18 protein-coding genes are annotated in these 12,672 nt (G+C 59.0%); 3 read left to right on the top strand and 15 right to left on the bottom strand.

Annotated features, from left to right (window positions below):
- Window positions 1-7: 7 nt before the first annotated feature.
- Genes PSH90_RS12275 through PSH90_RS12255 form a run of 5 tightly spaced genes read right to left on the bottom strand, consistent with a single transcriptional unit; the run spans window position 8 to window position 4,923 of the window.
- Entirely contained in the window at window positions 8-1,120 is a 1,113-nt protein-coding gene (locus tag PSH90_RS12275) for a minor capsid protein (RefSeq protein ID WP_305382936.1), read from the bottom strand.
- A complete protein-coding gene (locus PSH90_RS12270; RefSeq protein ID WP_305382935.1) occupies window positions 1,038-2,498 on the bottom strand; it encodes a DUF4055 domain-containing protein in 1,461 nt (486 codons plus the stop codon). The genes PSH90_RS12275 and PSH90_RS12270 overlap by 83 nt, the downstream gene beginning before the upstream one ends.
- Window positions 2,498-3,817 (bottom strand): terminase, encoded by a 1,320-nt coding sequence (locus tag PSH90_RS12265; RefSeq protein WP_305382934.1) that lies wholly within the window; start codon window positions 3,815-3,817, stop codon window positions 2,498-2,500. The genes PSH90_RS12270 and PSH90_RS12265 overlap by 1 nt, the downstream gene beginning before the upstream one ends.
- Complete coding sequence (locus PSH90_RS12260) at window positions 3,792-4,268, bottom strand: DUF2280 domain-containing protein (RefSeq protein ID WP_305382932.1); 477 nt, start codon at window positions 4,266-4,268, stop codon at window positions 3,792-3,794. Before PSH90_RS12260 ends, PSH90_RS12265 begins: the two co-directional genes overlap by 26 nt.
- Before the next feature lie 31 nt (window positions 4,269-4,299).
- The gene (locus PSH90_RS12255) at window positions 4,300-4,923 is read right to left on the bottom strand and encodes a putative metallopeptidase (protein ID WP_305382931.1); all 624 of its coding nucleotides are present in this window, start codon (window positions 4,921-4,923) and stop codon (window positions 4,300-4,302) included.
- A 196-nt stretch (window positions 4,924-5,119) separates the two neighbouring features.
- Here PSH90_RS12255 and PSH90_RS12250 point away from each other — a divergent pair, with 196 nt between their 5' ends.
- On the top strand, window positions 5,120-5,356 hold the full coding sequence (locus PSH90_RS12250) for a hypothetical protein (protein WP_280074953.1): 237 nt from the start codon (window positions 5,120-5,122) through the stop codon (window positions 5,354-5,356).
- 107 nt (window positions 5,357-5,463) lie between these two features.
- Here the strand turns inward: PSH90_RS12250 and PSH90_RS12245 are convergent, their stop codons facing one another.
- The 3 genes from PSH90_RS12245 to PSH90_RS12235 are packed head-to-tail and all read right to left on the bottom strand — an operon-like array spanning window position 5,464 to window position 6,670.
- The gene (locus PSH90_RS12245) at window positions 5,464-5,964 is read right to left on the bottom strand and encodes a DUF2514 family protein (RefSeq protein ID WP_305382930.1); all 501 of its coding nucleotides are present in this window, start codon (window positions 5,962-5,964) and stop codon (window positions 5,464-5,466) included.
- Window positions 5,961-6,299 carry a hypothetical protein gene (locus PSH90_RS12240; protein WP_305382928.1) on the bottom strand — a complete coding sequence of 113 codons (339 nt, stop codon included), beginning with the start codon at window positions 6,297-6,299 and terminating at the stop codon, window positions 5,961-5,963. The genes PSH90_RS12245 and PSH90_RS12240 overlap by 4 nt, the downstream gene beginning before the upstream one ends.
- Window positions 6,299-6,670 carry a chemotaxis protein gene (locus tag PSH90_RS12235; RefSeq protein WP_305382926.1) on the bottom strand — a complete coding sequence of 124 codons (372 nt, stop codon included), beginning with the start codon at window positions 6,668-6,670 and terminating at the stop codon, window positions 6,299-6,301. Before PSH90_RS12235 ends, PSH90_RS12240 begins: the two co-directional genes overlap by 1 nt.
- Before the next feature lie 250 nt (window positions 6,671-6,920).
- Here PSH90_RS12235 and PSH90_RS12230 point away from each other — a divergent pair, with 250 nt between their 5' ends.
- Both PSH90_RS12230 and PSH90_RS12225 read left to right on the top strand, forming a co-directional pair.
- On the top strand, window positions 6,921-7,163 hold the full coding sequence (locus tag PSH90_RS12230) for a DUF6555 family protein (RefSeq protein WP_305382925.1): 243 nt from the start codon (window positions 6,921-6,923) through the stop codon (window positions 7,161-7,163).
- Window positions 7,164-7,349: 186 nt separating this feature from the next.
- Window positions 7,350-7,757: a hypothetical protein gene (locus tag PSH90_RS12225; protein WP_305382924.1), complete on the top strand. Its 408-nt coding sequence runs from the start codon at window positions 7,350-7,352 to the stop codon at window positions 7,755-7,757.
- A 109-nt stretch (window positions 7,758-7,866) separates the two neighbouring features.
- Here PSH90_RS12225 and PSH90_RS12220 read toward each other — a convergent pair whose 3' ends face one another.
- Genes PSH90_RS12220 through PSH90_RS12190 form a run of 7 tightly spaced genes read right to left on the bottom strand, consistent with a single transcriptional unit; the run spans window position 7,867 to window position 12,414 of the window.
- Window positions 7,867-8,412: a hypothetical protein gene (locus PSH90_RS12220; RefSeq protein ID WP_305382922.1), complete on the bottom strand. Its 546-nt coding sequence runs from the start codon at window positions 8,410-8,412 to the stop codon at window positions 7,867-7,869.
- On the bottom strand, window positions 8,409-9,008 hold the full coding sequence (locus PSH90_RS12215; protein ID WP_305382920.1) for a recombination protein NinG: 600 nt from the start codon (window positions 9,006-9,008) through the stop codon (window positions 8,409-8,411). Before PSH90_RS12215 ends, PSH90_RS12220 begins: the two co-directional genes overlap by 4 nt.
- Window positions 9,008-9,409 carry a recombination protein NinB gene (locus PSH90_RS12210; RefSeq protein WP_305382918.1) on the bottom strand — a complete coding sequence of 134 codons (402 nt, stop codon included), beginning with the start codon at window positions 9,407-9,409 and terminating at the stop codon, window positions 9,008-9,010. The genes PSH90_RS12215 and PSH90_RS12210 overlap by 1 nt, the downstream gene beginning before the upstream one ends.
- Entirely contained in the window at window positions 9,406-10,164 is a 759-nt protein-coding gene (locus PSH90_RS12205; protein WP_305382917.1) for a hypothetical protein, read from the bottom strand. The genes PSH90_RS12210 and PSH90_RS12205 overlap by 4 nt, the downstream gene beginning before the upstream one ends.
- The gene (locus PSH90_RS12200) at window positions 10,161-10,874 is read right to left on the bottom strand and encodes a replication protein P (RefSeq protein WP_305382915.1); all 714 of its coding nucleotides are present in this window, start codon (window positions 10,872-10,874) and stop codon (window positions 10,161-10,163) included. The genes PSH90_RS12205 and PSH90_RS12200 overlap by 4 nt, the downstream gene beginning before the upstream one ends.
- Window positions 10,871-11,656: a DnaT-like ssDNA-binding domain-containing protein gene (locus PSH90_RS12195; RefSeq protein WP_305382914.1), complete on the bottom strand. Its 786-nt coding sequence runs from the start codon at window positions 11,654-11,656 to the stop codon at window positions 10,871-10,873. Before PSH90_RS12195 ends, PSH90_RS12200 begins: the two co-directional genes overlap by 4 nt.
- Window positions 11,653-12,414, bottom strand: coding sequence for a phage antirepressor KilAC domain-containing protein (locus tag PSH90_RS12190; protein WP_305382912.1), 762 nt, complete (start codon window positions 12,412-12,414; stop codon window positions 11,653-11,655). Before PSH90_RS12190 ends, PSH90_RS12195 begins: the two co-directional genes overlap by 4 nt.
- Window positions 12,415-12,672 lie beyond the last annotated feature (258 nt).

Below are 12,672 nucleotides of genomic sequence, written 5' to 3'. Positions count from 1 at the left end.
GGTGCGCTCAGCCTGATTGAGCGCCGAGTGTAACGCCTGCCCGACTGAACATGTCAGGCTCAAGATCCTTGAGTTGAGCAAGGGTCAGAGGCTTGAACGACTTGTCGAGCTGCAGCTTGGCGAACTTCTCCGGCGTCAGACCCCCATCGCGGAACAACCTGGCGCGCACAGGCCCGAGCGCATGATCCTGAAAGCTCGCCGGCTGCGTTGCCAGCCACTCGTAATAGTTCAGCCTCGCATCGACCTGCGCACCGCCATTGCCTCCCACCGAAGCGCGCGTGGCGTCCTTGGCAAAGGTCTCCGAAAGCCTGGTGGTCGGCACCGTAGTTGACCGGCAGTTAATGTGTGCCGGCGGCAACGGACCCTTGCCCAAATCGAAGCGCATACCGTCAAGGCCCTTGCACTGCTGCGAGGTCTTGCGATCGAGCGTCGACACCCAGCGGTAGCCCAGCACCACGTCGCTGTTGGCTTTCAGGGTCTCCATTCGCGCCGTCGTGGCCACGTGCTGGATTGCCGTCTGCACCACAGCAGCAGCGTTGCGATTGCTCACCGCGAGGATCCCGTCCGTGAAGTTCTGCGCCGCGGTTCCGCGAATCGCCTGAATGATCTGAGCGTTCGTTTGACCCTGGCCGAAGCCAAGCCTGATGGTGTTCGTCACGCGCATCGTCTCCGTGCGCGTCCAGCCACTGACGAAACTCTTCAGCAGCTTGCCGCCGTCGATGCCTTTCACCTGTAGCGGATAGGAAAACACCGCCGCGCGGATCACTGTGTTGCTCGGCACCACCGCATCGATGGACAGCGCATTGCTCAGGCTGTTGGCCTCAAAGGTCGACTCGTACAGCGCGATATCGACCAGATCGGCCTGCACCAGGTCGCCGTAGGCCTTGTAGATATCCAGCAGCTTGCCGTCCACACGGGCCAGGAACTGCTCAAGGCGGTCCCGGCTGTAGGTGGTCAGCTCCTTGCGGGTCAACTGCACCCGCACAAGCGTGTCGATCTGGCGAAGGTACTTCTCGAACTTCTTAACCTCGCCGGCTTTAAGCCGCTCCAGCATTACCGAGTGGCGCGTCGTCTGCTCGAGCAGTTGGCTGTCCGCCTGCGCCAGGTTTGTCGATGGCATCGTCTTTATCCAGGTTGATGCCGACCGACTCGCGCTCATCGCTGATCAGGTCGGCTTCATCTTCGTATGGGCGATCCGGCAGTTTGCCGGTGGTGAGGTACTGCCAGTAGGTGTCGGCGCTGATCGTGCCAGCCATCACGCCCTTGAGCAGCTCGGCAAGCACCTGGGCATCGGCCACTGGGGTCACAAACTCAGGGCTCACCTTGAACTTGACCTGCTTGGGGTCATAGCCCTTCCACTCAGCCGCATACCGCAGACCCTGCTCCACTGCCTCTGCCACCGTGACGACAATGCTGTGCAACGTGGCGTGCTGGTCGTTCTGGCGTGTTTTGCGTGCCTCACCCGACTCGGTACCGCCGACGTCCATGACCTTGGCGCCGGCTTCAAGCGCGGCGTTCTTCTGGTCATCCATCGCCTTGCGAACGGCTTCAATTCCGGCGCCCTGGAACTCCAAGTAGCCACATTGGCCGGCTGGACCGAGGTCCCATGCTGCAGATGGTCCGGTCACGCTCAGCTCTACAGAATCATCAAGGCCAGACACCCATGGTTGCGGATGGCTGGTCTGGTGTAGCGCAGTGAAGTAGTCAGCGCTCAGCTGGTAGGACTTCAACGCGGCGCGCGCCATTGTGAGCAGCGGCACCTCGTCCACTTCCGGGGAGTTGTCGGTCGAGCCGCAATAGATCACCGGTAGGTAGGACAGGCCTTTGACCAGTCGGTTGTCGGTGCCAGTGGTACCCAGGGGTTTCTCCTCCTCGACGATCTGGCCACCTTCGTTCCGTACAGCGGTGTAACAGGTCTCGCCTTGCATGAAGAACTCACGAAACACCATGTCGCAGTCATGGCTGTAGCGGTCGCCACCCTTCTTGCGGAACTCCCGGAACACCGAAAGAACCAGGTCTTGGCGGCCGCCTTGATCAGCCGTGTCCCAGTTGATGGCGTTGCGAGTGGCGTACGTCGAGAAGTACGGTTCGCCGCGCTCATCTATGTTCACCACCAGCGGCACCCGGCCGTGTGAAATAGCCTGCCGCACCATGCGGAAGAACAGTTGCTTCAGGCCGAAGCCGTCAGAGGTGGCGTTATCCTCGATCCCCTTCAGGCCGGCGGGCAGCTCAATCTCCGGGATCAGTCGCGAAACTAGGCCCATCATCGAACGCAGCGAGTCACGCACCCAGTGTTCGTACTGAGCTCGGTTCGTGTAGTTCTCGTAGAGGTACTTGTTGCCCGCACCGTCGAGCTTCTCAGCTTCGACCATGCCGCTCGGCTTGGGCAGGTTGCGCTCGTTGCGCTTGACGGCGCACTCACCCTCAAGCGCGTCGTCCATCATCTCCCATTCGGCGATGTGCGCGTCGTAGTCGGGATTTGTCGATTGCACTGGCATCAGGCCAAGCCTCCAATTCGGCGTATTCCGCCTGTGCGTGTTTTGATCGGGTACCGCTTGGCAATGAAGTAGCCTGGGGCATCCACCAAGTGGTCATAGCCGGCCTTCTTGTCGGGCTCGCCCTTGTCCGTGTAAATCTGGCGCTCCAGGCACTGCGTGTATTTCGGACACTGGTCGACGTTGACCAGATATCGATGCTCGCCGTAGGTATTCGCGAACATCGCGCACATGGCGTTGACCCGGTCCTTCACAGCGGGATTGGTCGAATCCACCACTACGGTAAATCCAGCCTTTTTCAGCAGTGACAGGTCAGATTCGCTTGCGCTCTTGCTGCTTGTGTTCTGGCCGCTGGCGTCCGGGTAGATCGCAATGCTGTGGTCAGGAAAGCGGAGCTTGATCTTCTCGATCATCTCAGGCGTGTCCCGCACATCTGAAAACTCGCTGAGCGCCAGTGGCAGGTCATCGCGAATGACATGCACGACTGCCGCCATCTTCATGACGTTGAAGTCCATGCCGATGTGCAATGCCTCGCCGCGCTTGATCGTCTCGCTGGTCCGGTTCGTCTCACGATTGAACGTGTAGTAGACGACGCCCTGGTAGTTTTCAAAGCTCGCTTCGTACTCTTGCCGGAATGTCCGGGGGTCCATCTTGCGGCGGGCAGCCTCAAGCTCTTCAGCCGGCACGTTGCCGCCATCAAGCGAGGTGTATAGCCAGCTCTTGTGATCAGGCTCATGTCCCGGCCGGCCGTCTTGAAACGTGTCGTAGCAGTGGTTGAACCCTTTGGGCGTCCCGATACGTAACGCGTGACCGCCCTTCCGCATGCCGATGCCCGGTATCGAGTATTGGCAAGTCGAAAGCATCGGGCGGAGGACTTCTTCCCATGCTTCCCACGGGCAATCCGCCCATTCATCCACCAAGACGAAGAACAGACCGGAGCCGCGCAAGTTGTCGTAGTTGTCGAGCCCCACCACGCGCATCACATGTCCAGACTTGAGCGTGATCGAACATTCCGTTTCGTTTGGCCGGTGTGCGCGCCAGGCTTCGGGGATCGCCTGCTTCAGCCGTCGCCAGAACACTCGCTTGGCCTGCTTGAACGTCGGCGCGCCGTACCAGATCTCGTCCTCGACGCTCACGCCCCACTCAGCCGCCAGCCGCGCAGCTCGGCGCATCTCAGCTTTGCCCAAGAAAGTCTTGCCGAACCGACGGCCACACACCGCATCGCGGAAGCGCGCCTGAGGCTGGAAGCCCCAGCAGTAAATGTTCGCCTGCTTCGGCGTCAGCTTTACCGGCGGGTCATAGGTACGGGGTAGCGGGGACATGCTCATCAGGCTCCAGGGTGTACTCAGCAACGGCGTGCTGCTGGTCCGCATGGGAGCCCAGAGGTTTCTCAGGTTCAAGGCGGCGATTCACGTATACGTCGCCCACTTCTTTGGCTGCCTGCTCCAGCAATTGGGCAGTCAGCGCCATGTTCTTCATGTTCTCGGCCTTCTCGGCCATGCGTCCAAGCGCGCGAAGACGGTACGCCCGATTAGCGATCGGGATGTCGATCGTCTCTTCACGAAATCGCTTTCGGCACTCCTCGAAAAACGTCTTCCACTTTTGGCCAAGGTCCCGGCCGGAATACTTCGTTGGGTCGTATCGCTCGCATAGCTGGCGGGATACCTCGATGCCGTATTGATCCTTGACGGCCTGGCAGACCTGACTGGGAGTGTCGAAGCAGGCCAGAGCCTGAACAATAAAGGCCTTCACCTCGTCTTTCAGGGCTGCCATAGATTTGGTTTCCGTCAAGGGCTGTCAAGGATCAAGCCGACTTGAGCAGACAGGTTCCACAAGCCCTCGCAATGTTCATTTTCCCCACCTCGGCAGGATTGTTTGCAGCGTCCACCAGCTCTTGCACTTGAGGGCTCGCCCCGTACCGACGCACCACACCGACGAACTCTTCAACGTCGTGTCCGCGCATCTCAAGCTTGGGCAATCCTTCCTGGGTGAACTTGGGTGCGCCGTACTGATCCTTGGCCTGAGCGATGTGAAATAACTCGTGCTCCACCAGCGCGCAGAAGTCAGCGTCGGAACACTGGGCGCAGTAATCCGCAGCCAAGGTGATGATGAAAGCCGGCACGTCTCCGAACCAATCCAGCATCTGCTGTTCCATTCGGGCTTTCTGCCAACCACCGGCGCGGAACGCTACCTGTTCGGCCTGACCGAACACTGTGCGCCCCTTCTTCGTGAAAGCAGCAGACGCCCACATGACTCTCAAGTCCGCATCGATTAGATGGGCGTGGTCTGGGTTGTGGATGCTGCCGGTGTCGGCGAGGATTTCGGTTTGGAGCCACTCCCACACCTCAGGCGCAGGGATCAGACGAGTGCCGAAGCTGGACAACTCAGACAGCTCGAGCAATGCCGCGGGAGGTACCGGCCTATTCATGGGAGCGACCCTCTCGGTGCCAATCAACGTTCCAAAAGCGACCGGTAATCAATTGGCTCGTCAGTAGTTGATGTAAATCAACAAGTGATTACTAGTGTTCGGATTCTGTTGGAAAACGACGAAGTGCACTTGAACGACTGAATATTGCCCACTATCCCTAAAGAATTAACCACAGTGGCGATAAGGGGAGCCCAAGATGTTCAGATTCGTTGTTGTCCCTGCAATCCCTAAAGAAAAAGAATCATGGCGTTGCGGCAAACGTGTGTTCTGCTCAACCGAACCGATAGGCTTCAATATCTATGACAATGAAGAAAAATGCAGGCTGAGCACCGAGTACAGCTCTCGAGCAACGGCTGATGAAGAATGTGAGCGGCTGAATGCACCATATCTTCAAACCGATCTAGGTGAAGGACGCCATTTCAGCCAGTCATGAGCAATTCGTGAAGCTGTATTGACCATCCTGAGCCCTTGCTTTGCTGATGGCGGTTGATCGTTATAGTGGCGCGACACAATTTGCACTCTTGCGAAACGTGTCGCGACCTACTTGCTCTTCTGTGCTGCGGCGTATGCGGCCTCACACGCAAAGCCAGCTATTCGGCTTCGATCAAGCGCTTCTGCCATTCTTCCCGCTTCTTCGTCAGCGCTTCTACGCAGGTCGGCGAGCAGAACGGTAAGGTCGGTTCTTGCCTGGCTTCCGCTGGCAACCTCGGCAGCACAGGACTGTCGCTTGGCGAGGAGGTCGGTGATTTGCTGCTGCAGGCTGCGAGCCCGGTTATCAGCAACAACGACGGCAGCCGATACATGCTCAGTCTTGGCTTTCGCATCGTCGGAGACTCGGTTGATGTCATTGGTGATCTCGCGCTGAATGCGGAGCGTGTTGGTGAGCGAGTCCACGCGGGCAGTGGCGGTGTCGCGCTCGGCGGTGATGGCTGCCCGATCGTCTTTCACGCTATCCAGACGCACCGATAGGTAACCGGCGGCTGCGAGCGCTGCCAGCACCACCCAGACCCATGCCGGGACCAACTTAATCAAGGCGCTCATGGGGCCTGCCGTTCTACGGCTTCGTTGACCTTTTCTGCTGCCTTGCTTGCGGTGTCAGCGGCTTGGACGACTGAATGCGAGGCCTCTTGCACCTTCACCGCGGCGTCTTGTGTCTTCTCGGCGAGGCTATTCAGCCGGACGTCACGCTTACCCAGTGCAGCGTCATAAGCGCGGCGCACTTCGGCGAGCTGCTTGGTGTGCTCACTGCTGGCTGACCACACGCCAGCCTGGTAGCCGAGGATCAGCCCGCCGGCGAGCAGCAGCGCGGCGATCACCCATACCTCTGCCCGACGCCACCAGCGGCGAGCAATGAATTCCATAGCGCATCTGTCCATCAGTTGATGCCTCCCAGCTTGGTACGCAGGCGGGCGATCTCTTCACTCTGCGAGGTAACCGTTGCGGTGAGCTGCGCGACTTGGCTGGTGAGGGCTTCGATCTTCCCCTCCATCCGCCCTACTGCTGCGGCGAGTTCGTTGCGCTCTTTGGCGAACTGGTCAGCGCGGGCTTCAGCTTCCTTCCGCGCAACACGCTCGGAGTCCAGCACCTCATTCAGCCGGCGAAGCGTGAAAATGTCGGCGTTATCCATCGCCCTGTCAGCAGCATCCTTCGAGAGGAATTTACGCAGCCAAAGGAAGCCGGCCAGCAACACGGTTCCGGTACCGCCCAGCCAGGTAGCTGTGCCTGGGCCGAGGTCAGTAGGATCCATCGCAACTCCATCATGAAAAGCTGACCTATCAGGTCAGAGCGAATAGGTCGGCGTCCGCTGCACTCCCAGCTCGCGGCTATGGGTGTGGGGAGCCGAAAACGAAAAGCCCCTGCGTACGCAGAGGCGTGAGATGGCTATTGCAAATATCTAACGCCGCGCGCAATCGACCAATTGCAAATAGACCGACAATTAGTTGAATTCTGCTCAACACCCAACACTCACTTACCTATGAGCAAAGGAGAAAATACTCATGGGTAATACGTATGTCGTCGAGTATCTGCTCCACGGAAAACCCAAATCTTTCGTAATAAGGGTTTCGGTGATGAACAACGCCGAGGCGTGGCAGTGGGCGAGCTGCGACGCCGGTATAAGCCCAATACCCAAGTTTGGCCACCCACCAATAAAACGGTGTTCCAAGCCAATGGCGGAGCGGTATGGCGTTACTGACGTTAAGTGGCGGCAGTCTTCGGCCATCACTTGGGAAGACGCGTAGGCAACTGTTCCCCGCCGAACCGGGTGCTCTGAATTTGGGCAAGCATGGTTCGGGACCACAGAGGCCCTGAATAGGTGCGCTCGTCTTTCCGAGCTGTCAGCCAAAGACCATCCCAGCGTCGACGCCCCTTTGCATCGATCTCGCTGTTCCTGTCTCGCGCCACCCTGAAGGCATTGTGAGGTCAGAGTGCGCGGGCTGCCGGCGTTGATCCGTGCGTCGCACTATCCGGCTATCGACGTCCAGGCCTTCCCGAGGGCTGTCCTGGCTACAGGTAAATTTGAGGCACAAAAAAAGCCCGCCTTGAGGCCAGCTCTTGTACTAAATTTGAATTTCAGCCATTCAAATGGCAACACCAGCGAGGGAAGGATGCCGAAGTTACGAACCTTTGAAATCAGCTACACCAAAAACGGCGAGAGAAATACGTTCAGCGTACAAACTGAGAATTTTTACGATCACGAAGAGTGGCGTCTTGTGGCTTCACGCTTCTACCTCTCGCATTCAGATGATCAAGCGGAGGGTGAAGCGCTGCAGACGTGGAAGTCTCTGTGCGAGGATGCCGGTTATACCGACGTTACGTTTGTTGAGATTCCATAACAAAAAACCCGGCACGTTGGCCGGGTTTTCTATGTCAATCCCTAACGCGCAAGATCGACAGGATGTGTAAATATTCTCTCACTTTCTCACTCATTGCAATGGCTTTTTGCTACGCCGCGCAACTTTCGATTAAGCCCTCCGCATCGAGCAGTTCCTGCGCCGCTGTGAGCGCCTCATTCACCTGATCGTCCAGCGCCTTTCGGATCGAAGATCTCCACCGGTACCGTGTCGATTCAGGCTTGCCGTCGTTGTCCCAGTTAGTGATGTCATACCAGGCGGCAGGCAGCACCGCAGATGAGCGCTTCCCATCAGTGCCGCCAACCTGCGGTATTGCCCAGGTCAGCACGGCACACTCACGGAACCGTTGCGGTGCCGGCGACTTCACAGAACTCAGCAGCCCGAGAATCGCGCTGTGCTTGCGCTCTTCGTGTGTTGAGTATTTCGCTACCAATGCACGCCAGTGCGCCGGCGTGAGCGACTTGTGCAGGCGGCCGAACACCCAGCAGTCTTGGAGCAGCGCGGCTTCTTTGCCGACGATCTCCCCTTTCTGCTTGGCGCACTGCACCTTGGGCTCAAAGTCGCAGCCCCCTGCAGAGCTGATCGTCTCGGCGGCCAGCGCGCGGACTACGGCGGAAATCACGTTGCGATAGGTCATGCTGCAGCCCTCTTCAGTTCGCGGGTCTTGGCTCGGTATTTGGCCTTGATAGTTTTGATTTCTTCGATGGTGTACTTGCGGGGCTCATGAGGCCCTTCAAGCCATATCACGGTTTCGGCGCCGATGCGCATAACCAACCGGATGCGGTACTCGACCGCGTTCCCCGAAAGGTTGCGGTTGCACTTCACGCACTGGCGGTGGATGTTCAGCGGTTCGAATCGCAGCTCCGGACAAGCACCGACGGATCGGTAGTGGCCGGCGTCCCAGCGGCTCCCCGTCATCAGGTCGTTGTCGTTCGGCATTGAGTCGCAGCTGATGCACGGCAGTTGCGCGTCACGCAGGCGGACGTACTCGTTCACGGCGGCCTGTGCTTCTCGCAGGTGATCCGCCCTGCTCTTCAGCTTGTCCTTGCGCACCTGGATCTCGCGGCGGTCACGCTGGGCAATGGCCTTGCGGGCTTTCTCGGTGTTTGCCGGCGCGTGAGCCAGCGCGCATTTCGGGCTGCACACCACCTGCGTGGTGTTGAACATCGGCGCGAACTTCTCGCCGCAGGCCTTGCAGGTTTTCTGCTTCACATCCTTGAGGGCAGTGCGCATCAATACCGCCCTCCCCACTTGTCCTGCTCCGTCCAGCGCACATCATGCTCGGCGCCGAAGGCATGCATCAGCTCGAAAAGATCGCTGAACCACTTCTGCGACTGCTTGCGGGTCGATACGGCCATCACCACAAAGCCACCATCGAGGCCAGGCTCAGCACGCTGCTTCTCCAGAGAGGCACTGAAAAGGCACTTCCAGTCTTCACTGGTCAGCTTCTTACCGTGCCAGATGACCTGATCGGATACGTCCTTGAGCATTGCCCACATCTTGCGGTTGCAGACGTCCGGGCGTTTCTCGTCGCGGATCACCACTACCTTCGGCTTGCTCAGGTCGATGGCGTGCAAGGCGCCGGCGAGGCGATTGATATCGCTTCGGTCGCGGATTGTGTATTCGGGATTCATGGTTTCTCGCTCCTACAGGCAGAGCGCTCTGGAACGGGCGTTTCGGTCGGAATTTGGACTTGATCGCTCCCACGGGAATCTGGGTGCCCACTGCCCACAGCTGCGTCACAGTTCGCACAAACCCCGCCATTCGCATCCATGAAGCCTGCGCCGTAGCTGTTGGCTGGATGCCCGTCACCGCACGCACACCAAACCACTGCTTTGCTGAGAGCGGTATTGCGCAGCGCCTCGTTCTCCTCCTGAAGCTGGCCAGCACCACGCTGCAACAACTCGACCTGTGCGCGCAGTGCCGTGTTCTCCGCGCTGACATGGCTGAGCTGGGTGTCGATGTGCTCTTCCAGCGACACCTGATCACACTGCCAGTCGATCTCGTCGTGGAAGTAGCCGAACCGCTCGCAAAGGCTGCGGTGGAAGTTTTTGAAGCCCGCCTTAAGCTGGTCGATGTTCGCTTCCTGCCTACGGATGCGGGATGCGGCAGCGAGAAGGACAACCACGAAGGGATCTTCCCCTTCCTCGCAGGCGTTTTCCTGGAAAGACTGGGCGTTGTCGACCAACTCTTTGATCAGGTCTTCCGCCAGCCAGTCATGCGGCCCCTTCAGCGCCTCGATTTCGGCGATCAAGGACAGCACCGTTTCCGGGTCGACCTCTTCATGGAATTGCTGGAGCGCAAGTATTTCCTCGCTCTCGTCAGCGAACTTAATTGTATCTTGGGCGGCGTATTCGGCAGCCTTCTGGAGATCCGTGTAATCGGTCATGTCCGTTGCTCCGTGGTCTTCTTGCCGAACTTGGCGAGCAGCTGCGCCCGTGCCGCTGCGCCGGTGGTTGGAACGCCCTGAGTGGCCAGCAGTCGAGCTTGGCGCTGGCTGGCGAACTCCTCGGCAAGTTCCAGTTCGCTTTTTTGGCCGTCGTGGCCGATGCCCGTGGCGATCTTTCCGGCCAGTGGCTGGTTGGCCTGAGCGCGGCGCAGGATCACCTCGTAGTTGCGGTCGAATCTGGCGCGCAGGCCCTTGTCTTCTTGCTTTGCTGCGCGCAGGTCGAATAGGCCGGTAGCCTCTGCTGCGAGCTTCACCGCTTCATGGCTGTAGGCGCCCATCAGAGCTTCGAGCCAGGCATCGGCCGGCGCAGGCATGCCGAAGTCTTCAGGGCTCGGCACGCACATGGCGATGAACTCACCAACGCTCGGCGCGAAAGGCTTCTTGAGCTTGCGGCATTTCTGGATACCGAACTCGATCTGCTCCAGGGTGCGGATGCCTTCGTCGGCAAATTCCTTGAGCCACTCAGCCTTGGCGGCGTCCAGCGCTTCAGTGGACGGCCACGCTTGGCGCCACGCCGGGAAGATCCCGCGCAGACGTTGGAACAGATCGTTCACAACGTCGACCGTCTGAGTCGTCACCTGAAGAGGCGGCGTCTGTGTGGCCGGCGGCAGGTTGCCCATGGTCGCTAGCAGTTGGTTGGCAGGCTTCATGGGCTCACCACAAGCCCTTCAGCCCAAGCATTGCTTTCGAAGTCAGGCTCGGCAGGCTGTCGGCGCGGCGGGAACTGGCGGACATTGCTGGCCGTTGCGTTGTCGCGCTTTACCCACTTGACCAGCAGGCTCACCCAAGAGGCCTGCGTCTCAACGCGGCCAGAGGCCGAGTAGTGGCAGACGAATGCAGCGGTCGCTTCGCTGGTGAACTCAGCAACTGGAATCGCCATGCGCAGCGCATAGGACTTCAGCAGCTTCTGGTCGGGCACCCAGTCGAGGGTCATTTCAGTCGGCGACTTTGGGTCAACCGAATTTTCCTCACCCGCGTGTAGTGAGTTGTGTTGATCTTCTCCTATTCCCTTCCCTTCCCTTCCGGGGTCTACCGGTCGACGATCAGTCGACGACTCCTCGGCGAATTGTTGGCGAATGCTCTCCGACTGGTCGTCGAATTCAGACGGCGGGCCGGGGTATTTGAAGTTCTTTTTCTCGATCTTCTGGTGCTTCCAGCCACGGACATGGAAGTAGTTTTTCCCGGTCACCCAGTAGCTCTGGATCAGCTCGGCGCCTTCCAGCTCGCCCAGCAGATTGCTCACCTCTTCGGTGGTGATGTCGTCACCTGGAAACACCAAGGCCTTGATGGTTCGCGGTGCCAGCGGATGGTTGCCGCCGTCATCGCAGAAATTCCACAGGCCAATGAACAGCAGCCGAGCCATCGGACGGCAGGACATGACCTGCTCGCTCGACCAGAACTCGGGCTTGACGGTACGGATGCGAGCCATCATTCAACCCCCTGGATCTGATACTGCGCCCAAAGACCGGCAACCCAGTTGACGCCCTTGGGGGTGAATTTGGATTGGTTGTAGGCGTGGCCGCTGTCGCTGGTGCCGGCTTTGACTTCAAAGCGGCCAGCGTCGATGTGATGCTGATACGCCTGCCACTCGCCGCCCATGCGATACATGATCTTTTTGTCGAGCAGGAACTCACGAAAGCGCGATTCGTTGGCCTTCAGGAGCTTCGCCACTTGGCGAAACCCCTTCAGCCCAGTTGATTCGACGTAACGCTCGACAAAGGCAATCTTCGGCGCGGCCTCAATCAGGGCCTGATTGGCAGCCTGCTGGAGTTCGAACTGCTCAGCCCACGCGCGGGCGGCTGCGGCAGGATTGGAGAAGTCTGGGAGCGTAGCGAGAACCCGAGGGCCTTCCAGCTCCTTGAGCTTTTGAAGCACGGATCGGCGAACTGCTTTCGATTCGCGCATCCCTACCAGCATGCATTGGTCGAGAGTCAGGCCGTAGGTAGCAACCTGGTTACCGTGGAGGGGGGTGTAATATTTTTGCACCCCCTCCAGATCATCGCCCAGCTCGTCTTCAACCCGGGAAAGAAAATGATCGTTGCGAACCTTTGGCTCGCCGGCTTGCTGACGCGCCTCGTTGATCATGTCGCGGAGGGTGATTGTTGAAATGAAGCGCGACACGTTTTCACCGTTGCCAAATTGTGTCGCGACACTGGCCGGGGTATTGATCGTTTGGATTGATTGGTGCATGATTTGCTCCACAACGCGTTTAAGAGAGCCGGGTCACTACCCCGGCTTTTTTTTCGTCTCGAATTTGGCAGAGGCCCTCTGGATTACCCCGAAGAGTCCCTGCCAGAGGCCCTCATTGGGGTCACCAGTTGAAGGACTGGCGCCTTCTTCCTTCCCACCTCGGAAAGCGCCCCGCTCGCGATGGCGGTTTCCGTCATTTCGTTGATCGCACGGCTGAAGCTCCAGCCGTTTACGCGCATCAGTTCCTCCACTCGCTGT

Source organism: Pseudomonas sp. FP1762 (assembly GCF_030687105.1).
In the GTDB taxonomy this organism is placed as follows: Bacteria; Pseudomonadota; Gammaproteobacteria; order Pseudomonadales; family Pseudomonadaceae; genus Aquipseudomonas; species Aquipseudomonas siliginis.
This window is presented reverse-complemented; position numbering and strand designations above follow the sequence as displayed.

What these genes read in the sequence shown, in the direction of transcription:
- PSH90_RS12275 (WP_305382936.1), bottom strand. Translation starts at nt 1,120, where the DNA reads ATGCCATCGACAAACCTGGCGCAGGCGGACAGCCAACTGCTCGAGCAG.
- PSH90_RS12270 (WP_305382935.1), bottom strand. Translation starts at nt 2,498, where the DNA reads ATGCCAGTGCAATCGACAAATCCCGACTACGACGCGCACATCGCCGAA.
- PSH90_RS12265 (WP_305382934.1), bottom strand. Translation starts at nt 3,817, where the DNA reads ATGTCCCCGCTACCCCGTACCTATGACCCGCCGGTAAAGCTGACGCCG.
- PSH90_RS12260 (WP_305382932.1), bottom strand. Translation starts at nt 4,268, where the DNA reads ATGGCAGCCCTGAAAGACGAGGTGAAGGCCTTTATTGTTCAGGCTCTG.
- PSH90_RS12255 (WP_305382931.1), bottom strand. Translation starts at nt 4,923, where the DNA reads ATGAATAGGCCGGTACCTCCCGCGGCATTGCTCGAGCTGTCTGAGTTG.
- PSH90_RS12250 (WP_280074953.1), top strand. Translation starts at nt 5,120, where the DNA reads ATGTTCAGATTCGTTGTTGTCCCTGCAATCCCTAAAGAAAAAGAATCA.
- PSH90_RS12245 (WP_305382930.1), bottom strand. Translation starts at nt 5,964, where the DNA reads ATGAGCGCCTTGATTAAGTTGGTCCCGGCATGGGTCTGGGTGGTGCTG.
- PSH90_RS12240 (WP_305382928.1), bottom strand. Translation starts at nt 6,299, where the DNA reads ATGGACAGATGCGCTATGGAATTCATTGCTCGCCGCTGGTGGCGTCGG.
- PSH90_RS12235 (WP_305382926.1), bottom strand. Translation starts at nt 6,670, where the DNA reads ATGGATCCTACTGACCTCGGCCCAGGCACAGCTACCTGGCTGGGCGGT.
- PSH90_RS12230 (WP_305382925.1), top strand. Translation starts at nt 6,921, where the DNA reads ATGGGTAATACGTATGTCGTCGAGTATCTGCTCCACGGAAAACCCAAA.
- PSH90_RS12220 (WP_305382922.1), bottom strand. Translation starts at nt 8,412, where the DNA reads ATGACCTATCGCAACGTGATTTCCGCCGTAGTCCGCGCGCTGGCCGCC.
- PSH90_RS12215 (WP_305382920.1), bottom strand. Translation starts at nt 9,008, where the DNA reads ATGCGCACTGCCCTCAAGGATGTGAAGCAGAAAACCTGCAAGGCCTGC.
- PSH90_RS12210 (WP_305382918.1), bottom strand. Translation starts at nt 9,409, where the DNA reads ATGAATCCCGAATACACAATCCGCGACCGAAGCGATATCAATCGCCTC.
- PSH90_RS12205 (WP_305382917.1), bottom strand. Translation starts at nt 10,164, where the DNA reads ATGACCGATTACACGGATCTCCAGAAGGCTGCCGAATACGCCGCCCAA.
- PSH90_RS12200 (WP_305382915.1), bottom strand. Translation starts at nt 10,874, where the DNA reads ATGAAGCCTGCCAACCAACTGCTAGCGACCATGGGCAACCTGCCGCCG.
- PSH90_RS12195 (WP_305382914.1), bottom strand. Translation starts at nt 11,656, where the DNA reads ATGATGGCTCGCATCCGTACCGTCAAGCCCGAGTTCTGGTCGAGCGAG.
- PSH90_RS12190 (WP_305382912.1), bottom strand. Translation starts at nt 12,414, where the DNA reads ATGCACCAATCAATCCAAACGATCAATACCCCGGCCAGTGTCGCGACA.